This is a genomic window from Microbacterium gawkjiense (assembly GCF_031932225.1).
GTDB classification, from domain to species: Bacteria; Actinomycetota; Actinomycetes; order Actinomycetales; family Microbacteriaceae; genus Microbacterium; species Microbacterium gawkjiense.
The window spans coordinates 996,911-1,015,108 of record NZ_JAUZVV010000001.1; the positions used below are offsets into that span (position 1 = coordinate 996,911).

The following is an 18,198-nucleotide window of genomic DNA, read 5'->3' on the forward strand; positions in this document are numbered from 1 at the left end:
GGCCCGCACCGATGGTCTTCGAGGGCTCGAGCGCCGCCATCTCGCACACCGGGAAGGTCCGCTCCAACAACCAGGACTCGGGCTTCTCGGGCTCGAACCTGTTCGTCGTCGCCGACGGCATGGGCGGGCACGCCGGCGGTGACATCGCCTCGAGCATCGCCGTCCACCACCTCGAGGGCCTCGACCACGCATTCCCGACGCCGGCCGAAGCCGAGCGCGAGCTCCGTGAAGCGATCGTCGACGCCGCCCACGTCCTCGTCGACACGGTCACCGAGCGCCCCGAGCTGGCCGGCATGGGCACGACGGTCAGCGCCGTGCTCATGGTCGACGACTACGCCGTCATCGCCCACATCGGCGACTCCCGCGTCTACCTCTTCCGCGACGGCGTGCTGACGCAGATCACGACCGACCACACCTTCGTCCAGCGCCTCGTCGACTCGGGCCGGATCACCCCCGAAGAGGCGCGCTACCACCCGCGCCGGTCCGTCCTCATGCGCGTGCTCGGCGACATGGGCACCGACCCCGAGGTCGACGCGTTCATCATGCAGACCCAGCCGGGCGACCGGTGGCTCATCTGCTCCGACGGACTGTGCGGCGTCGTCGACGACGCGCAGACCGCCAAGGTCCTGCGCCAGGACCTCGCCCCGGGTCGGACCGCCGACATGCTCCTGAAGCTGGCGCTGGATGCCGGTGCCCCCGACAACGTCACGATCGTCCTCGTCGACGTGGGCGGGCGGCATCCGATGTTCAGCGGAACCGCGACCATCGTCGGGTCCGCGGCCACCCCGAAGGGCATCGAGGTCCCCGTGGCGCGCCCCGCCCGCACGGGCTGGTTCCAGACCGGACGCCAGGCGGCGAACGAGCCCAGCCACTTCGAGCCCGCGGCCGAGTACCTCGAGGAGCTCATCGAAGAGGACCGTCGCCGCGCGCGCCGCCGCCGCGTCTGGTGGTTCGTCGGCTTCATCGCGATCGTCGCGGTGCTCGCCGCGGGCGTCTTCGCCGGCTACGCCTGGACGCAGACGCGCTACTTCGTCGGCCCCGACGACGACAGCGTCGTGATCTACCGCGGCATCCAGCAGGACATCGGTCCGATCTCGCTGTCCACGCCGTACGAGGACACCGACATCCTCCTCGCGGACCTGCCCGCGTATCAGCGGCTGTCCGTGGAGCAGACCATCTCCGCCCGATCCCTCGCCGACGCCGAGGCGATCGTCGACAACCTCCGCCAGGGGACCCCATGACAGCCGCGGTAGAAACCGACACGACGGTCATCAAGGCACTCCGGAAACTCCGGATGCCGGCGACCCAGCGCAACCGCGAGCTCGGCCTGCTCGTGTTCGCCATCATCGTCTCGACGGTCGCCGTGCTGCTCGTCCAGCTGGGCACCCGCGACGAGATCGACCCGACGTTCCTCTCGTACTGCGGATGGCTGGCGGGGCTGTCGCTCGCGCTGCACATCGTGACGCGCATCTGCGCCCGCGACGCCGACCCGTTCGTCCTGCCGATCGCGACGCTCCTCACGGGCATCGGCGTCGCGATGATCTACCGCCTCGACATCGCCGAGGACCGCGTCGGCTGGTCCTCGCTCGGGTTCCGCCAGCTCGTCTGGGCGGCGATCGCGATCGCCGGCGCCATCCTCATCGTCATCTTCCTCCGCAACTACCGGGTGCTCTTCCGGTACACGTACGTCTTCGGCCTCAGCGGCATCCTGCTGCTCCTGCTCCCCTTCGTCCCGGGACTCGGCATCGAGGCGGGCGCCGACGTCTGGGTGTCGGTCGCCGGTGTCTTCTCGTTCCAGCCCGGTGAGCTCGCGAAGATCTGCCTCGCGATCTTCTTCGCCGGCTACCTCGTCCGCACCCGCGAGGCCCTCACCTCGGTCGGCACGCGCTTCCTCGGGATCACCTGGCCGCACGCCCGCCAGCTCGGGCCGCTGCTGATCGTGTGGGGTGTCTCGCTCGGGATCATCGTCCTTCAGCGCGACCTGGGTACCGGCATCCTCATCTTCGGCATGTTCATCGCGATGCTCTACGTCGCGACGGGCAAGGCGAGCTGGGCGATCCTCGGCGTCCTCCTGGCCGTCGCGGGCGCCCTGGCCGCCTCGCAGGTCCTGCCCTACGTCGCCTCCCGGTTCTCGAACTGGCTCGACGCCTTCAACCCGGACTACATCAACGGCAGCAGCTTCCAGCTCGTCTCGGGCATCTTCGGCCTCGCCCACGGCGGACTCATCGGCACCGGCTGGGGCTTGGGCCGACCCGACCTGACGCCGCTCGCCCACAACGACTACATCCTCCCGAGCCTCGGTGAGGAACTCGGCCTGGTCGGCGTCTTCGCGATCCTGGCCCTTTACATGGTCTTCGTCAGCCGCGGCATCCGGATCGGCATCGCGGGTCAGGACGACTTCGGAAAGCTGCTCGCGACGGGGCTGTCGTTCACCCTCGCGCTGCAGGTGTTCATCATGGTCGGCGGCGTCACCCGTCTCATCCCGTTGACGGGTCTGACGATGCCGTTCCTCGCGGCCGGCGGTTCGTCCCTCATCGCGAACTTCCTCATCATCGCGATCCTGTTGAGGATCTCGGATGCCGTCCGCTCCAGGCCCCGGGTGGTGATCGGATGACCAAACAACTCCGTCGACTGAGCGTCGTGGTGCTCCTCATGTTCCTCAGCCTGTTCGCGGCGACGAGCGTGATCCAGGTGGCCCTCGCCGGTCAGCTGAACGAGAACCCCGACAACCGGCGCACGCTGTACGACTCGTACGCGGTGCAGCGCGGCACGATCTTCGCCGGCAGCACGGCGATCGCGTCGTCCGAGCCGAGCGACGACGTCTACAGCTGGATCCGCACGTATCCGGATGCCGAGATGTGGGCGCCCGTGACCGGGTTCATCAACCCCGTCCTGCGCTCCTCGACCGGGCTCGAGTACGCGATGAACGCGGCCCTCGCCGGCACCGGCAGCCAGCAGTTCCTGACCCGTCTCGACCAGATCGTGAGCGGCCAGCCGCCGCGCGGGTCGAACGTGCTCCTCTCGCTCGACCCCGCCGTGCAGAAGGTCGCGTACGACGCGCTGGACGGACTCGAGGGAGCGGTCGTCGCCATGGAGCCCGACACGGGCCGCATCCTCGCGATGGCCACCAGCCCCAGCTTCGACACGAACAAGCTCGCCTCGCACAACAGCTCGGCGGTCAACGCCGCCGATCAGGAGCTGCAGGCGGATCCGCTGCGGCCGCTCACCAACCGGGTGACCCGCGAGACGGAGCCCCCCGGATCGACCTTCAAGCTCGTCGTCGCGTCGGCCGCCCTCGCCTCGGGGAAGTACACCCCTGACTCCGAGTTCGACAACCCGGCGACCTTCACGCTCCCGGGAACGAGCAACGTCCTGCACAACTTCGACCGCGGCACGTGCGGACCGGGAGAGAAGACCACGCTCGAGACCGCGCTGCGGCTCAGCTGCAACATCCCCATGGCCGAGCTCGCGCTCGAGCTGGGCACCGACGCCATCCGTGAGCAGGCGCAGAAGTTCGGCTTCAACTCGGCCTTTGAGATCCCCCTCGACGTCGCGGCGTCGAGCTATCCCGAGGGCTTCGACGAGCCGCAGACCGCGCTCAGCGGCATCGGTCAGACCGACGTGCGCGCCACCCCGCTGCAGATGGCGATGGTCGCCGCCGGCATCGCGAACGACGGCGTCGTCATGAACCCGCGGATGGTCGACCGCGTCGTCGCGGCCGATCTGACGGTGCAGGACGAGCCCGCGAACACGCAGTTCGGCGAAGCGCTGACCCCCGAGGTGGCCGAGACGATGACGACCCTGATGATCGGCAATGTCCAAAACGGCGCCGCGTCGGGTGCGAGAATAGACGGCGTCGACGTCGCCGGGAAGACCGGAACGGCGGAGCACAATCCGGGGGACCCGTACACGCTCTGGTTCACCGGTTTCGCGCCCGCAGAGGACCCGCAAGTGGTCGTCACGGTGATGGTGGAGAACGGTGGTGGGCTCGGCCAGAACGGCACGAGCAACGGGATCGCGGCCCCGATCGCGAAGAAAGTGATTGAGGCGGTGCTGAGCGAATGAGACCGACGCAGGGTGTGAGCTTCGGCGGACGGTACGAACTGGACTCGCGGATCGCGATCGGCGGCATGGGCGAGGTCTGGGAGGCCACCGACCATGTCATCGGCCGCACGGTCGCCATCAAGATCCTCAAAGACGAGTACATGGGCGACCCGGGCTTCCTCGAGCGCTTCCGCGCCGAGGCCCGTCACGCCGCGCTCGTGAACCACGAGGGCATCGCGAGCGTCTTCGACTACGGCGAGGAGAACGGCTCCGCCTTCCTCGTCATGGAGCTCGTCCCCGGCGAGGCGCTGTCGACGATCCTCGAGCGCGAGGGCGCCCTCTCGACCGACAAGACGCTCGACATCGTGGCGCAGACCGCGTCGGCGCTGCAAGCGGCCCACGCCGCGGGGCTCGTCCACCGCGACATCAAGCCCGGCAACCTGCTGATCACCCCCGACGGCCGCGTCAAGATCACCGACTTCGGCATCGCCCGCATCGCCGATCAGGTGCCGCTGACCGCGACCGGCCAGGTCATGGGAACCGTTCAGTACCTCTCGCCCGAGCAGGCGTCGGGGCACGCGGCATCCCCCTCCACCGACATCTATTCGCTCGGCATCGTCGCCTACGAACTGCTCGCGGGTCGTCGTCCGTTCACGGGTGAGTCGCAGGTCGCCATCGCGATGGCGCAGATCAACGACACCCCGCCGCCGCTGCCCGACACGGTCGCCGAGCCCGTGCAGCGCTTCGTGATGAGCATGATCGCGAAGAAGCCCGAGGAACGTCCCGCCTCGACCTCCGCCGTCGCGCGTGCCGCCGGCGCGCTGCGTCGTGGGGACGTCGCCGGTGCCGCGGCCATCGTCCCCGCGATCGGCGGCGCCGCCGACGCGGACGCGTTCACTCAGCTGCTGACCCCGACCACGGGATCGGATGCCACGACCCGCCTCCTGCCCGCCGGCGCCGCCGCTGCGGCCGGGGTCGGGGCGGCTGCCGCCGTCGGCACGGGCACGGCCGCGCTGTCGACCGACCAGGCCTCGCCCGCGGGGACGCAGCGCAAGAAGAAGCGCAGCCCGTGGACGTGGCCGCTCGTCGCGCTCATCGTGCTGCTCACCATCGTCCTCGTGGGCTTCCTGATCACGCTGTTCATGCCGCAGGGCAACACCGCGGCTCCGAGCAACACGCCCTCGAACCCGCCGTCGAGCGCCAGCGTCCCGCCCTCCTCACCCGCACCGACCCCCAGCGAGACCGAGCCGACGACCGCCAACCCCGCGACCCTGGGGCTCGAGGGGAAGACGTGCGATGAGGCGACCCAGATCCTCAACGACAACGGATACCCGAACGTGGTGTGTCAGGACGGCGACGCGGCGAACTCCGATGCCGAGGTGGGTCTGGTCTACCGCGTGAACCCCACCGGCAACCCCGACCCCACCGAGCGCATCACGCTCACGCTGTACACCGAGGCGGCCCCGATGGACGCCCCCGCAGCCCCGCGCATCGAGGGTGGCAACGGAGACGGCACCGTCACGGCCGGATCGACGGTCCAGGTCATGTGGGACAGCTACACCTGTCCCGCGGGCGCTCCCACCGCGTCGAGCTACACGATGACGCTCTCGGGCGGCATCTTCGACACGAACGGCGAGTCGACGGCGAGCTTCGACATCGACCAGCGCCCGGCGAAGATCGTCGTCGACGAGAACAGCCAGGCCCTCTCGGTGACCTACACCGTCACGTGCACGGGTGAGAGCACCGAGCGTGTGTCGGGGAGCTCTCCCGAGGCGTCGGCGTCGATCGTGCCCGCGCCCGAGGAGACCCCGCCGGCCGACGGCGAGGGCGACGGCTGACCACGACCGCTTTCAGCGGGCTTTCGAGCGGGGTCGGATAGGCTGTCCGGGTTCCATTCCGGGGAGTGATGTGTCCGTACAGCAACGCGTGCTTTCGGGCCGCTACCGCGTCGATGACCTCATCGGCCGAGGCGGCATGGCTTCGGTGTACCGCGGGCAGGACCTCACGCTCGGGCGCGACGTCGCCATCAAGATCCTCGAGCCGGATCTCGCCGCCGACGGGGCGTTCCGCACGCGGTTCCGCCTCGAGGCGCAGTCCGCGTCGCGCATGTCGCACCCTGCGATCGTCCGTGTCTTCGATGCCGGTGAGGAGACGAGGACGGATGCCGCGGGGCAGCCGCATCCCGAACCGTACATCGTCATGGAGCTCGTCTCGGGGCGCCTGCTGAAGGACATCATCAGCGAGGGTCCCGTCCCGATCGAGGACGCCCTGCGCTACACCGACGGCATCCTCGAAGCCCTCGAGTACTCTCACCGGGCCGGCGTCGTCCACCGCGACATCAAGCCCGGCAACGTCATGGTGACGGATGCCGGTCAGGTGAAGGTCATGGACTTCGGCATCGCGCGTGCCGTGTCGGACTCGTCGTCGACGGTCGCCGAGACCACCGCGATCATCGGAACCGCGTCGTACTTCTCGCCCGAGATGGCCAAGGGCGACCCTGTGGACGCCCGCGCCGACATCTACTCGGCCGGCATCGTCCTCTACGAACTTCTGACGGGGCAGCCGCCGTTCCGCGGCGAGAACCCGATCGCGGTCGCCTATCAGCACGTGTCCGAGGCGCCCGTCCCGCCGTCCGAGGTGGTCGAGACCGTGCCGCGGTCGCTCGACGCCCTCGTGCTGCGCGCGCTCGCGAAGGACCCGTTCCAGCGGCCGCAGACCGCCGTCGCCTTCCGCGACGCCCTCGCCGCCGCGACCGGCCGCAAGGCGCCGAGCAAGCGACGCGTCGAGCACCTCAGCAACGAGCTGTACGGACCCGACCCCAAGCAGGCGGCCGAGACGGCGCGGTCGCTGCGCCAACTGACGAGCGACGACACGATGCGCCGCACGCAGGCCGGGCCACCCGTCGCGTGGGTGTGGGCCGGCATCGCGATGCTCGCCGTGCTGCTCGTGTCGGTCTTCATCTGGGTGAACACGATCCGCCCGGAGGAGGGGACCGTCACCCCGAACGCGCTCACCGTCCCCGACGTCGTGACGATGACCTGGGACCGCGCGCAGGAGGTCCTCGGCAAGGACCAGCTCGAGCCGCTGCAGGTCGGCGAGACGAGCGCCGACGTCCCCGAGGGCGCCGTGGTGCGCACCGACCCCGCGGCCGGCACCACCGTCGCACCGGGAGACCAGGTCACCGTGTACGTCTCGGAGGGTGTCGAGATGTCCGCCATCCCCACCCTCGCCAACCTGACGGTCGACGAGGTGATGACCGCCCTCGAGCAGGAGGGCCTCACGCTCGGTTCGATCACGCGACGCAACGACCCCGCCCTGGCGGCCGATGTCGTGATCAGCGGATCGGTGGACGGCGCGCCCGTGACCGCCGGCGAAGAGGTCCCCCTCGACACCGCCGTCGACCTCGTCGTCGCCACCGGCACCGTCACCGTCGAGGACTTCGCGCTGAACTACACGGTCGACAAGGCCGCCGAGATCCTCAGCTCGGACGAGTACGGCCTCGAGCCCGTCATCCAGGAGGATCCCTCCTGCCCGGCCACCGACCCGCGCATGGTGAAGGTGCAGTCGGCGATCGGCGAGGTCCCCGTGGGGTCGGAGATCGTCCTCACGACCTGCAGCGGCTGACTCCCGCGGTCACGTCACGGTGCGATGCGGTGACAGCCGGGCGCCGCGCGCTGCGGCATCCATCACTCCGATGCCCTCCAGCCACGTGCCCAGCAGCAGGTAACCGCCCTCGGTGAGCACGCTCTCGGGGTGGAACTGCACCCCGACCAGCGGCAGCGAACGGTGCGCGAGCCCCATGACCGTGCCGGACTCCGTCCACGCCGTGACGCGCAGGTCGGCCGGAACGCGGTCGCGCTCGACGGCGAGCGAGTGGTAGCGCGTGGCCGTGAACGGCGACGGCAGTCCCGCGAACACCCCGGTGCCGTCGTGGTGCACGGGCGAGGTGCGTCCGTGCATGAGGTCGGCAGCGTGCGAGACGACCCCGCCGAACGCGACCGCGAGCGCCTGATGCCCGAGGCACACGCCGAGCATGGGGGTGGCGGTGGCGGCGCACCGCCGGACGATCTGAATCGACGCACCCGCATCCTCGGGCGTGCCGGGGCCGGGAGAGATCACGACGCCGTCGGCCGCGTCCACGCGCGAGAGCGCATCCGCGGCATCCGATTCGACCATCTCGACGTCGGCGCCCACCTCGACGAGGTACCCGATCAGGGTGTGGACGAAACTGTCGTGGTTGTCGACGACGAGGACACGGATGCCGCTGGTCACCCGCCGCCGCCGACGGTGGACTCCTCGTTCGGCCACAGCGTGTGGAACACCCACGGGAACGCGTAGTAGAAGAGCAGGTACAGGATGATCGCGGCCAGCACGATCAGGATGAGGACCCGCACCCACCACGGGCCGGGAAGCACACGCCAGAGCGCCGCGTACATCAGGCGTCCACCCCTGCGGTCAGCGACGCCGGCGGGCCGTCGGCGGTCGGGGTGAACTCGTCGAACACGGCGTAGGCGATGATGCGCTCCAGGGAGTTCAGTTTCGGCGCACAGCTCGTGAGCGTCAGGTAGCGGCCGTCGGCTTCGACGCCGGGCTGGTTGGGGACGGGGAGCAGCACCTGCACCTGCGTCTCCTGGACGTACTCGAGCGAGCGGAACCGGTAGGTGTACCAGCCCGCCTTCGTCTGGACGACGATGGCGTCACCGATGACGAGGCGGTCGATCGGGTCGAACGGGGCGCCCGAGGTCCACCGGTGCGCGGCGTAGGCGGTGTTGCCCACCGCACCGGGCATCGCGGTGTCGGGGTAATGGCCGATCTCGCCGCGGTCGAGGATGTCGGGGCGGGTGATCCCGGAGGCGATCTTGAACTGCCAGTTGGAGCCGAAGCGCGGCACCTTCATGATCCCGAACACGTCGCCGTGCGACTGCTCGCCGAGGACCGGGATCGCCGCGGGGCCCTCCGGCTCCGCGGTCGCATCGGGCGCGGGGGTCTCGGACGGGCCCGGGGTCTCGGGCGCTTCGTTCGCCCACTCCTCCGCGAGCGCCTGCGCGGCAGCGTGCTGCTCGCTCTGCACGATCGCGTCCCCGATCCAGGTGTGCCAGGACACGTAGAGCAGGGTCAGCACACCGACCGTGAGCAGGATCTCGCCGAACACGCTCGCGATCGTCGCGCGACGACGAGGGCGCGGACGACGGGAACGTCGGGTGGGGTGCTCCGTGGGCGAGGAGTCGGTCACGATCGGAGTTTAGCCAGCGAAGGCTGGATCCGGGCTGGCAGGTAGACTTCCCCCCATGGCACGTGGAGACAAGGACGACGACCGACTCGTCCAGACCGAGGGCGACGCCGCCCCCAACCCCGTCTGGTTCAAGCCGATCATGCTCGGGCTGATGCTCATCGGTATGATCTGGATCATCGTCTTCTACCTGAGCGGCCAAGCCTTCCCGATCCCCGACATCGGGCCGTGGAACCTCGCGATCGGCTTCGGCATCGCGTTCATCGGGTTCCTGATGACGACGCGCTGGCGCTGAGCCCGCGGCATCCCAAGTCCTCGACAGGAATTACACCGGTGTGATTCATCCCCATCTGTGGATGAACCTGTGGATAACTCAGAGGTAGAGCAGACCCGGCACGGTCACGGCGATGGCGATGAGACCGATCCCGACGGCGACGAGCAGCAGCGCCTGCAGGCCCTGACGGTTCTGCGCGCGCGTCCGCGCGAAGACGAAGCCGGCCAGCAGACCCACGAGACCGCCACCGATGTGCGACTGCCAAGACACTCCGGCGCCGACGAACGAGAACACCAGGTTGATCCCGAGCAGGATCGCGATCGGGAGGATGTTCGCGCCGACGTGGCGCCCGATGATGAGCATCGCCGTCAGCAGACCCCAGACCGCGCCGGACGCACCGACGACGGCGGACCCCGGCGCGATGAGCGCGACGAGGACCGATCCGCCGATCGCGCTCAGCGCGTAGAGGGCCAGGAACCGCGCCTTGCCGAGGAGGGGTTCGAGGCTGCGGCCCAGAGCCCACAGCGCCAGCATGTTCAGAGCGACGTGGAACGGCAGCGGGGTCGAGTGCACGAGGGCGACCGTCAGCATCCGCCACGGCTCGAAGGGCGCCCCGCTGCCCGGGACGACGTACGGCGGAGCGAAAGCGAGCGCGCCCGTGACCGCGCCGCCCACGACGGGGATGAGCTGCACGAGGTAGATCGCGAGCGTGACGATCATGATCGCGTACGTGACGACGGGGCGGTCGCTGCGCAGCTTGCGGGCGAACCGCCCCGGCATCCGCCTCACCTCGGCCGACCGCGCACCCTTCTGCTGTTCCGCGAGGCACTCCGGGCAGATGACGCCCACGGGCAGCGGCGTCTGGCACTCGGGGCAGATGGTGCGGAGGCACCGCTGGCAGAGCACGAAGCTCTGACGGTCGGGATGCCGGTAGCAGAAGTTGTCCGGATTGGTCCGGGGGTCGGCCGAGGTCACGAAGGGATCAGGCCTCGGCGATGTCGATCGAGGAGATGACGACGGGCTCGAGCGGGCGGTCCTGCGCACCGGTCGCGACGGCGCTGATGGCGTCGACGACCTTGCGGGAGGCGTCATCGGCGACCTCGCCGAAGATCGTGTGCTTGCCGTTGAGCCACGGGGTCGGGTCGGTCGTGATGAAGAACTGCGACCCGTTGGTGCCCTCGGCCTTGCCCGTGATGGCGTTGCGGCGCAGGCCCGCGTTCGCCATGGCGAGAAGGTACGGCTTGCTGAAGGTCAGCTCGGGGCTGATCTCGTCGTCGAAGTTGTAGCCCGGTCCGCCGATGCCCTGACCGAGCGGGTCGCCGCCCTGGATCATGAAGCCCGGGATGATGCGGTGGAAGATGACGTCGGTGTAGAGGGGACCCTCGCCCGGCTTGCCGGTGGCGGGGTGCGTCCACGCCTGGGATCCGTCGGCGAGGCCGATGAAGTTCTTGACGGTGCGCGGCGCCTGGTCGCCGAACAGGTTGACGACGATGTCGCCGTGGGTGGTGTGCAGGGTTGCGACAGCGGAGTGAATCGGCATACCCATCATCCTCTCACTTGCAACCCCCCTCACAGCCTGAATGCGTCTGGCAGTATGGACCCACTACGTCCCCGGATGAACCCCGAAAAGGGAGGGCCCCGTGAGCCTCAACCGCAAGACCAAGAAGGAACTCCGCAAGCTGCAGAAGCAGGCTGCGAACCTCTGGGAGTCCCAGCAGGTGCTGGTCGGCCAGGCCGGTGAGGTCGCCCGCGAGGCGGGTCGCCAGCTCGGCAAGTACAACCACGACCACGTGGTGCCCGCCGCCAAGCACTCCTACGAGCGGTACGCCGCTCCCTACGTCGACCGCGGTGTCGAGACCGGACGCAAGGTGCTCAACGGCGCCGTCGTCCCCGCCGCGGGAGCCGTCGTCGGTACCGCCCTGTCGGTGTGGGACGTCGCCAACGACAAGCGTCACCGTCTGGCGAAGGGCAAGGGGCTCGGCGGCTTCGACGCCGACGACTTCCGCAAGAAGGCGAAGAAGGCCGGCAAGAAGGCGACGAAGAAGCTCAGCGTCCCCGAGAAGAAGAGCGGACCGAGCGCCGGCGGCGTCCTCGCCCTCATCTTCGGCATCGCTGCGGCCGCCGGTGTGCTCTACGCCGCGTGGCAGACGCTGCGTGCCGACGACGAGCTGTGGGTGGCGGACGACCCGCTGCGTGCACCGGATGCCTGAATCCAGGCCCGTACCGTCGGAGCGCGTCGCTGAAGCGGCGCGCTCCCGGTCTTTTTCGGTGGAGTTCGTCGCCCGGGCGGCCGCGGGGAGTCTCGAGGAAGCCGCACGGATGCTGGGTCTCGCGGCATCCGACATCGTGAAGACCCTCGTCGTCAAGCGCAGCGACGACACCTACCTGTTCGCCCTCATCCCGGGCGATAGCGCCATCTCGTGGCCGAAGCTGCGGGCCGTGGTCGGCGTGAACAAACTGCGGCTGCCCGAACCGGAGCTGGCGCTCGCGGCGACAGGGTTCGAGCGCGGCACGATCACACCGATCGGCAGCACGACGGACTGGCCCGTCTACGCGGACGAGACCATCACGGGTCGACGGATCGCGATGGGGGCCGGCGCCCACGGCTTCAGCCTCTTCGTCGACGCCGACGACCTCATCCGTGCCTACGGCGCGACGGTCGCCGACATCTCGCAGGCGATGGGCGAGCGTCAGGCCTGAGGCAGCAGCCCCGCCATCCGCAGGGCGGTGTCCACGAGACCGACCCGGGTCAGCGCCGGGACGTCGCTGAGCGGGAACCACGCCGCCTCGTCGGTCGATCCGTCCTCCTCATTGCGGAGGTCGCCGCCGACGATGTGCGCGCGGTAGAGGATGCGGAGCGCCTGGATCGGCCCTTCGCCGTGCAGCCGGTCCTTGGCGGCGATCACCTGCGAGTCGGTGCCGAGGATACCGTCGAGTTCCACGTGGAACCCCGTCTCCTCGAAGACCTCGCGCACCGCGGCATCCTTCGGATCCTCACCGGGATAGATGCCCCCGCCGGGCATGGTCCACGCGGGTCTCGTGGGGCTGTTCCAGTGAGCGAGCAGGATGCGGTCCCCGTCGGTGATGACGGCGTACGCGGCGACGCGGATGTCCACGCGTTCACCCTACGCGCCACCTCGACGCGGGGGGACTGCCTGGGGTGCGAGCTCCCCAGCCACGCACCCCAGGCCCTGTCGCGCAGAGCCCCCAGAAACTCCACGTCCCCCAGCGGAGTTGCTGCTCACGATGGATCCGATCTTCGGGTGGTCGTCTCCAACGGCGACACCATTCATGGTGTCGGGTACGGCGCAAGCGAAGCGCAACATCACCTCAAGATCAGCGCAAGATTCCTCACACGTCGGCGTGGTGACGCTGCGCAACCCCCGTCTGAGCCTCGAGTTCGCGCACCAGAGGGATGACCTTCTCGCCGAACTGCTCGAGCTCGTCCTGGAAGTGCAGGAAGCCGAGGAGGAGGAGGTCGACCCCGCGCCGGCGGTACTCGACGATGCGTCGGGCGACCTGCTCGGGTGTGCCGATGAGCTGCGTGCGGAACCCGTCGTTGTACTGGACGAGGTCCTCAAAGCTCGAGTCCGCCCACATCCCCTTGCGGTCGGCGGTCGCGGGACCCGCCTGCTGGACGGACGTGCGGAAGCCCTCGACGGCCTCGGTGTCGGCCTTGGCGATGATCTCGCGCAACTGCTCGCGCGCCTCGGCCTCGGTGTCGCGCACGATCGCGAAGCCGTTCAGGCCGAACCGTACGCGGCGTCCGTGCTCCGCCGCGATGCGGGTGACCTCGTCGTACTGCTCGGTGAAGCCGTCGAAGTCCTTGCCGTTGGAGAAGTACCAGTCCGCGTAAGCGCCGCCGTTGAAACGCGCCGCCGTCGAGTTGCCGCCCTGAAAGATCTCCGGATGCGGTCGCCCGGGCACCGGGTACGGTCCGGGCCGCAGGGTGAAGTCGTTGACGCGGTAGAAGTCGCCCGCGAACCGGACATTCTCCTCGGTCAGCAGTTTGCGCAGGACCTGCAGGAACTCGCCCGACCGCCGGTAGCGCTCGTCGTGGTCGAGCCAGGGGAGTCCGAGCTTGGTGAACTCGTCCTTGAACCAGCCCGACACGACGTTGACGGCCGCGCGACCCTTCGAGAAGTTGTCGGCCGTGAGCAGGAACTTCGCGAGGACCGCAGGCTCCCACAGGCCCGGGTGCACCGCCGCGATGACCTTCAGCTTCTCGGTCGCCAGGAGCAGGGCGAGGCTCGTCGACGTCGACTCGTGCTGCTGCGCCGCGCCGTAGCTCGACAGGTACCGCACCTGACTGAGCGCGTACTCGAAGCCGACGCGCTCGGCCGTGCGGGCCAGTTCGATGTTGTAGTCCAGGTCGAACGAGGTCCGCTGCTCGATCGAGGACACCACCAGTCCGCCCGATACGTTGGGCACCCAGTAGGCGAACTTCGTGGGCTCGAGGCCCGCCGTCGTCTCCGTCATCATCCGCTCCGTTCCGCCTCGCTCCGAGGACTGTGCGAACGAATCTCCGCCATGGCCGTAGGGGTGTCAAAGAAGACGACGATCGGTGTCGCGGCGTGACGGGATATGACGACCGGGGATGCGCGAAACGCCGGACCCTGTGGGGAACCGGCGTTTCTGGAATGTGGAGCCTAGGAGATTCGAACTCCTGACATCCTGCTTGCAAAGCAGGCGCTCTACCAACTGAGCTAAGGCCCCCGGTGCGGTGACGGTGGGGCTACCAGGACTTGAACCTGGGACCTCTTCATTATCAGTGAAGCGCTCTAACCGCCTGAGCTATAGCCCCGTCGTTGCCGGCTCACGCCTGCAACCTCCAAGACTTTACCCGAAGAGGGCGCCGTTTGACGAATCCGCGGCGGCGGCGGCCCGCGGCATCCGTTCGTTCTGATTCACTGGCCTCATGAGCACGACCATCCCCCGTGAGCCCGGCCACCGCGAACCGCAGGGCGCCGGCCTCGGCCAGCGCTTGAACTGGCTGCGCGCCGGTGTCCTCGGCGCGAACGACGGCATCGTCAGCGTCGCCGCCGTCGCGGTCGGCGTCGCCGGTGCGACGAGCGACCTCGGACCGATCCTCACGGCATCGTCCGCCGCTCTCGTGGGTGGGGCGATCTCGATGGCGCTCGGCGAGTACGTCTCGGTGAGCAGCCAGCGCGACACCGAGCGCGCGCTCATCGAGAAGGAGACGCGGGAGCTCGCCGAGATGCCCGACGAGGAACTCGGCGAGCTCGCCGAACTCTACGAGGCGAAGGGGCTCAGTGCGGAGACCGCGCGGAAGGTAGCCGAGGAGCTGACCGCGCACGACGCCCTGCGCGCGCACCTCGACATCGAGCTCGGCATCGACCCCGACGAGCTGACCAGCCCGTGGCAGGCCGCCCTGTCGTCGGCGATCGCCTTCACGCTCGGCGCGCTGCTGCCGTTCCTCGCGATCCTGCTGCCACCGGCGGAATGGCGGGTGCCGACGACGTTCGTCGCCGTCCTCATCGCGCTGGGTCTGACCGGCACCATCTCGGCGACCCTCGGCGGCGCCGGCAAGCGGCGGGCCGTCGTGCGTCTCGTCGTCGGCGGGGCACTCGCCCTCGCTGTCACCTGGGCGCTGGGTCTGCTGCTCGGGACATCCGTCGCGTGAGCGGATGCCGCGGCATCCGACTCAGTTCGAGGTGAAGCCGACGAGCAGACCGCCGGTGACCTTGACCATGAGGTTGTAGATCCCCGCGAGGACCGCACCCAGCACCGTCACGACGATGAGGTTCAGGATCGCGACGACCGCGGCGAACGCCATCACCTGGGGCAGGTTGAGGATCGAGGCGAGCGTGAAGGTGTTCTCGCCGTTGACCGCACCCAGCAGGGCGTCGACCTGGCCCACGAGACCGGTCGAGCTGATCACGAGGTAGACGAGCAGCGTCGAGACGACCGTGACGATCGCGAGGGCGACGGCCGCCAGGAAGGACAGCTTCACGGCCGACCAGAAGTCGACGTAGACGAGACGGAGGCGGACCTGCTTCGCGGTCGTCCGGCTCGAGGACTTCTTGGCCAGCTTGTCGGCTACGGAGCTCATGCGTCACTCTCTTCGGTGGTCTCGGGAGCTGCGGCGGCCTCCTCGGCCCCCGCACTCTCAGCCAGACCCCGCTCGCCGTTGCGGGCGATCGCGAGGATCCGGTCGTCGTCATCGGGGCGAGCGAAGACGACACCCATCGTGTCGCGACCCTTCGCAGGCACCTCAGCAACGGCCGAGCGTACCACCTTGCCGCTGGCAAGAACCACGAGGACCTCGTCGTCCGCGCTGACGATCAGACCGCCCGCGAGCTCGCCGCGGTCGTCGTGCAGCTTGGCGACCTTGATGCCGAGACCGCCGCGGCCCTGCACGCGGTACTGGTCCACCGAGGTGCGCTTGGCATACCCGCCCTGGGTGACGACGAAGACGAATCCCTCGTCACGCACGACGGATGCCGAGAGCAGGCTGTCGCCGTCGCGGAAGGACATGCCCTTCACACCCTCGGTCGAGCGGCCCATCGGACGCAGCGATTCGTCGTTCGCCGTGAACCGCAGCGACATGCCGAGGCGCGAGACCAGCAGGAGGTCGTCGGTCGAGTCGACGAGCATCGCGCTGACGAGTTCGTCGCCGTCCTCCTCGTCCTGACCGCGCAGGCGGATCGCGATGATGCCGCCCTGCCGGTTCGTGTCGTACTCGGTGAGCGCCGTCTTCTTGATCTTGCCGTCGCGCGTCGCGAGGACGAGGTACTCGGCCGCGGCGTAGTCGCGGATGTCGAGGATCTGCGCGACGTCCTCGCCGGGCTGCAGGGCGAGCAGGTTCGCGACGTGCTGCCCCTTCGCATCCCGTCCGCCCTCGGGGAGCTCGTAGCCCTTCGCGCGGTAGACGCGCCCCTTGGTCGTGAAGAACAGGAGCCAGTGGTGCGTCGTCGAGACGAAGAAGTGCTCGACCACGTCGTCGGCGCGCAGCTGCGCACCCTTCACACCCTTGCCGCCGCGGTGCTGCGAGCGGTAGTTGTCGCTGCGTGTGCGCTTGACGTAGCCGTTGCGCGTGACGGTGACGACGATCTCCTCTTCGGGGATCAGGTCCTCCATCGACATGTCGCCGTCGTAGCCGTGCAGGATGTGCGTGCGACGCTCGTCGCCGAACTTCGCGACGATCTCCCCGAGCTCCTCGGCGATGATCCCGCTCTGGCGGTCGCGCGAGACGAGGATGTCGTTCAGGTCCGCGATCTTGAGCTCGAGCTCGGTCGCCTCGTCGACGATCTTCTGGCGCTCGAGGGCGGCCAGGCGGCGCAGCTGCATCGTCAGGATCGCGTCGGCCTGCGCGTCGTCGACGTCGAGGAGCGACTTCAGCCCTTCGCGCGCCTCGTCGACCGTGGGGGAGCGGCGGATGAGGGCGATGACCTCGTCGAGCGCGTCGAGCGCCTTGAGGTAGCCGCGCAGGATGTGCATGCGCTTCTCGGCCTCGCGCAGCCGGTAGCGGGTGCGGCGGACGATGACCTCGAACTGGTGCGCGAGCCAGTAGCTGATGAAGCCGTCGATCGGCAGCGTGCGCGGCACACCGTCGACGATGGCGAGCATGTTCGCGCCGAAGTTCTCCTGCAGCTGCGTGTGCTTGTACAGGTTGTTGAGGACGACCTTCGCGACGGCGTCGCGCTTCAGGACCACGACGAGTCGCTGACCGGTGCGGTCGCTCGTCTCGTCGCGGATGTCGGCGATGCCGCTGAGCTTGCCCTCGCGCACGAGCGAGGTGATCTTGGCGGCGACGTTGTCGGGGTTGACCTGGTACGGGAGTTCCGTGATGACCAGGCAGGTGCGGTTCTGGATCTCCTCGACGTTCACGACGGCGCGCATCGTGATCGAGCCGCGACCCGTGCGGTACGCCTCACGGATGCCCTTCGTGCCGAGGATCTGCGCGCCGGTGGGGAAGTCGGGTCCCGGGATGCGCTCGATCAGCGCATCGAGGAGCTCCTCGCGGGAGGCATCCGGGTTCTGCAGGGCCCACATGACACCGTCGGCCACCTCGCGGAGGTTGTGCGGCGGGATATTGGTGGCCATGCCGACGGCGATACCGACCGAGCCGTTGACCAGGAGGTTCGGGAAGCGCGAGGGCAGGACGACGGGCTCGCGGGTGCGGCCGTCGTAGTTGTCCTCGAAGTCGACGGTGTCCTCGTCGATGTCGCGCACCATCTCGAGGGCGAGCTGGGCCATCTTGGTCTCGGTGTACCGGGGGGCCGCGGCGCCCATGTTGCCGGGGGAGCCGAAGTTGCCCTGACCGTCGGCCAGCGGGTAGCGCAGCGACCACGGCTGCACGAGACGGACGAGTGCGTCGTAGATCGCGCTGTCACCGTGCGGGTGGTACTGACCCATGACCTCGCCGACGACGCGGGCGCACTTCGAGTAGCTCTTGTCGGGACGGTACCCGCCGTCGTACATGCCGTAGATGACGCGGCGGTGCACGGGCTTGAGGCCGTCTTCGACGCGCGGCAGCGCGCGACCCACGATCACGCTCATCGCGTAGTCGAGGTAGCTCCGCTGCATCTCGACCTGGAGGTCGACCTGGTCGATGTTGCCGTGCTGGTAGCCGGCGTTCGGGTCGGGACGCTCTTCGTCAGCCATGTTCTCTCAGTCTTCGTTCGTC

At 69.0% G+C, this 18,198-nt stretch carries 18 protein-coding genes and 2 tRNA genes; 9 read left to right on the forward strand and 11 right to left on the reverse strand.

The window, feature by feature from the left end; genetic code table 11:
* The first annotated feature begins 11 nt into the window (after positions 1 to 11).
* The 5 genes from Q9S71_RS04815 to pknB all read left to right on the forward strand — a co-directional run bounded on the left by Q9S71_RS04815 (position 12) and on the right by pknB (position 7,668).
* On the forward strand, positions 12 to 1,241 hold the full coding sequence (locus tag Q9S71_RS04815; RefSeq protein WP_064002826.1) for a PP2C family protein-serine/threonine phosphatase: 1,230 nt from the start codon (positions 12 to 14) through the stop codon (positions 1,239 to 1,241).
* Positions 1,238 to 2,614 carry an FtsW/RodA/SpoVE family cell cycle protein gene (locus Q9S71_RS04820; RefSeq protein ID WP_311860891.1) on the forward strand — a complete coding sequence of 459 codons (1,377 nt, stop codon included), beginning with the start codon at positions 1,238 to 1,240 and terminating at the stop codon, positions 2,612 to 2,614. The genes Q9S71_RS04815 and Q9S71_RS04820 overlap by 4 nt, the downstream gene beginning before the upstream one ends.
* On the forward strand, positions 2,611 to 4,065 hold the full coding sequence (locus Q9S71_RS04825; protein WP_311860892.1) for a peptidoglycan D,D-transpeptidase FtsI family protein: 1,455 nt from the start codon (positions 2,611 to 2,613) through the stop codon (positions 4,063 to 4,065). The genes Q9S71_RS04820 and Q9S71_RS04825 overlap by 4 nt, the downstream gene beginning before the upstream one ends.
* Positions 4,062 to 5,882: a protein kinase domain-containing protein gene (locus tag Q9S71_RS04830; protein WP_311860893.1), complete on the forward strand. Its 1,821-nt coding sequence runs from the start codon at positions 4,062 to 4,064 to the stop codon at positions 5,880 to 5,882. The genes Q9S71_RS04825 and Q9S71_RS04830 overlap by 4 nt, the downstream gene beginning before the upstream one ends.
* A gap of 88 nt (positions 5,883 to 5,970) precedes the next feature.
* A complete protein-coding gene (pknB, locus tag Q9S71_RS04835) occupies positions 5,971 to 7,668 on the forward strand; it encodes a Stk1 family PASTA domain-containing Ser/Thr kinase (protein ID WP_311861694.1) in 1,698 nt (565 codons plus the stop codon).
* A 9-nt stretch (positions 7,669 to 7,677) separates the two neighbouring features.
* Here pknB and Q9S71_RS04840 read toward each other — a convergent pair whose 3' ends face one another.
* The 3 genes from Q9S71_RS04840 to Q9S71_RS04850 are packed head-to-tail and all read right to left on the reverse strand — an operon-like array spanning position 7,678 to position 9,277.
* A complete protein-coding gene (locus Q9S71_RS04840; RefSeq protein WP_311860894.1) occupies positions 7,678 to 8,316 on the reverse strand; it encodes an anthranilate synthase component II in 639 nt (212 codons plus the stop codon).
* Positions 8,313 to 8,480 carry a hypothetical protein gene (locus Q9S71_RS04845; protein WP_197471621.1) on the reverse strand — a complete coding sequence of 56 codons (168 nt, stop codon included), beginning with the start codon at positions 8,478 to 8,480 and terminating at the stop codon, positions 8,313 to 8,315. The genes Q9S71_RS04840 and Q9S71_RS04845 overlap by 4 nt, the downstream gene beginning before the upstream one ends.
* Positions 8,480 to 9,277 (reverse strand): class E sortase, encoded by a 798-nt coding sequence (locus Q9S71_RS04850; protein WP_311860895.1) that lies wholly within the window; start codon positions 9,275 to 9,277, stop codon positions 8,480 to 8,482. The genes Q9S71_RS04845 and Q9S71_RS04850 overlap by 1 nt, the downstream gene beginning before the upstream one ends.
* A 55-nt stretch (positions 9,278 to 9,332) precedes the next feature.
* On the opposite strand from Q9S71_RS04850, the gene Q9S71_RS04855 reads away from it, so the two are divergent.
* On the forward strand, positions 9,333 to 9,569 hold the full coding sequence (locus tag Q9S71_RS04855) for a cell division protein CrgA (RefSeq protein WP_311860896.1): 237 nt from the start codon (positions 9,333 to 9,335) through the stop codon (positions 9,567 to 9,569).
* 78 nt (positions 9,570 to 9,647) lie between these two features.
* On the opposite strand, the gene Q9S71_RS04860 is transcribed toward Q9S71_RS04855, so the two are convergent.
* Both Q9S71_RS04860 and Q9S71_RS04865 read right to left on the reverse strand, forming a co-directional pair.
* Positions 9,648 to 10,523: a rhomboid family intramembrane serine protease gene (locus tag Q9S71_RS04860; RefSeq protein WP_311860897.1), complete on the reverse strand. Its 876-nt coding sequence runs from the start codon at positions 10,521 to 10,523 to the stop codon at positions 9,648 to 9,650.
* Between the two features lie 7 nt (positions 10,524 to 10,530).
* Positions 10,531 to 11,088 carry a peptidylprolyl isomerase gene (locus tag Q9S71_RS04865; protein ID WP_311860898.1) on the reverse strand — a complete coding sequence of 186 codons (558 nt, stop codon included), beginning with the start codon at positions 11,086 to 11,088 and terminating at the stop codon, positions 10,531 to 10,533.
* Positions 11,089 to 11,188: 100 nt separating this feature from the next.
* Between Q9S71_RS04865 and Q9S71_RS04870 the strand changes: the two genes are divergently transcribed.
* Both Q9S71_RS04870 and Q9S71_RS04875 read left to right on the forward strand, forming a co-directional pair.
* A complete protein-coding gene (locus Q9S71_RS04870) occupies positions 11,189 to 11,758 on the forward strand; it encodes a hypothetical protein (protein ID WP_064002817.1) in 570 nt (189 codons plus the stop codon).
* Entirely contained in the window at positions 11,751 to 12,248 is a 498-nt protein-coding gene (locus tag Q9S71_RS04875) for an aminoacyl-tRNA deacylase (RefSeq protein ID WP_311860900.1), read from the forward strand. Before Q9S71_RS04870 ends, Q9S71_RS04875 begins: the two co-directional genes overlap by 8 nt.
* Here Q9S71_RS04875 and Q9S71_RS04880 read toward each other — a convergent pair.
* From Q9S71_RS04880 to Q9S71_RS04895, 4 genes are all read right to left on the reverse strand, one after another.
* Positions 12,239 to 12,664: an NUDIX hydrolase gene (locus tag Q9S71_RS04880; protein ID WP_311860901.1), complete on the reverse strand. Its 426-nt coding sequence runs from the start codon at positions 12,662 to 12,664 to the stop codon at positions 12,239 to 12,241. The genes Q9S71_RS04875 and Q9S71_RS04880 overlap by 10 nt on opposite strands.
* Positions 12,665 to 12,899: 235 nt before the next feature.
* Entirely contained in the window at positions 12,900 to 14,027 is a 1,128-nt protein-coding gene (sfnG, locus tag Q9S71_RS04885; protein ID WP_311860902.1) for a dimethylsulfone monooxygenase SfnG, read from the reverse strand.
* 164 nt (positions 14,028 to 14,191) lie between these two features.
* Positions 14,192 to 14,264, reverse strand: a tRNA-Ala gene (locus Q9S71_RS04890).
* 14 nt (positions 14,265 to 14,278) lie between these two features.
* Positions 14,279 to 14,352: transfer RNA gene (locus Q9S71_RS04895), tRNA-Ile, on the reverse strand.
* Between the two features lie 114 nt (positions 14,353 to 14,466).
* Here Q9S71_RS04895 and Q9S71_RS04900 point away from each other — a divergent pair.
* Positions 14,467 to 15,192 carry a VIT1/CCC1 transporter family protein gene (locus Q9S71_RS04900; RefSeq protein ID WP_217528909.1) on the forward strand — a complete coding sequence of 242 codons (726 nt, stop codon included), beginning with the start codon at positions 14,467 to 14,469 and terminating at the stop codon, positions 15,190 to 15,192.
* 21 nt (positions 15,193 to 15,213) lie between these two features.
* Here Q9S71_RS04900 and Q9S71_RS04905 read toward each other — a convergent pair whose 3' ends face one another.
* Together Q9S71_RS04905 and gyrA are read right to left on the reverse strand one after the other, a co-directional pair.
* Positions 15,214 to 15,621: a DUF3566 domain-containing protein gene (locus tag Q9S71_RS04905; RefSeq protein WP_064002812.1), complete on the reverse strand. Its 408-nt coding sequence runs from the start codon at positions 15,619 to 15,621 to the stop codon at positions 15,214 to 15,216.
* Positions 15,618 to 18,176 (reverse strand): DNA gyrase subunit A, encoded by a 2,559-nt coding sequence (gene gyrA, locus Q9S71_RS04910; protein WP_253035462.1) that lies wholly within the window; start codon positions 18,174 to 18,176, stop codon positions 15,618 to 15,620. The genes Q9S71_RS04905 and gyrA overlap by 4 nt, the downstream gene beginning before the upstream one ends.
* Positions 18,177 to 18,198: the final 22 nt, after the last annotated feature.

What these genes read in the sequence shown, in the direction of transcription:
- Q9S71_RS04820 (WP_311860891.1), top strand. Translation starts at nt 1,238, where the DNA reads ATGACAGCCGCGGTAGAAACCGACACGACGGTCATCAAGGCACTCCGG.
- Q9S71_RS04845 (WP_197471621.1), bottom strand. Translation starts at nt 8,480, where the DNA reads ATGTACGCGGCGCTCTGGCGTGTGCTTCCCGGCCCGTGGTGGGTGCGG.
- Q9S71_RS04875 (WP_311860900.1), top strand. Translation starts at nt 11,751, where the DNA reads ATGCCTGAATCCAGGCCCGTACCGTCGGAGCGCGTCGCTGAAGCGGCG.
- Q9S71_RS04865 (WP_311860898.1), bottom strand. Translation starts at nt 11,088, where the DNA reads ATGCCGATTCACTCCGCTGTCGCAACCCTGCACACCACCCACGGCGAC.
- Q9S71_RS04855 (WP_311860896.1), top strand. Translation starts at nt 9,333, where the DNA reads ATGGCACGTGGAGACAAGGACGACGACCGACTCGTCCAGACCGAGGGC.
- Q9S71_RS04900 (WP_217528909.1), top strand. Translation starts at nt 14,467, where the DNA reads ATGAGCACGACCATCCCCCGTGAGCCCGGCCACCGCGAACCGCAGGGC.
- Q9S71_RS04815 (WP_064002826.1), top strand. Translation starts at nt 12, where the DNA reads ATGGTCTTCGAGGGCTCGAGCGCCGCCATCTCGCACACCGGGAAGGTC.
- Q9S71_RS04905 (WP_064002812.1), bottom strand. Translation starts at nt 15,621, where the DNA reads ATGAGCTCCGTAGCCGACAAGCTGGCCAAGAAGTCCTCGAGCCGGACG.
- sfnG (WP_311860902.1), bottom strand. Translation starts at nt 14,027, where the DNA reads ATGACGGAGACGACGGCGGGCCTCGAGCCCACGAAGTTCGCCTACTGG.
- Q9S71_RS04830 (WP_311860893.1), top strand. Translation starts at nt 4,062, where the DNA reads ATGAGACCGACGCAGGGTGTGAGCTTCGGCGGACGGTACGAACTGGAC.
- gyrA (WP_253035462.1), bottom strand. Translation starts at nt 18,176, where the DNA reads ATGGCTGACGAAGAGCGTCCCGACCCGAACGCCGGCTACCAGCACGGC.
- Q9S71_RS04825 (WP_311860892.1), top strand. Translation starts at nt 2,611, where the DNA reads ATGACCAAACAACTCCGTCGACTGAGCGTCGTGGTGCTCCTCATGTTC.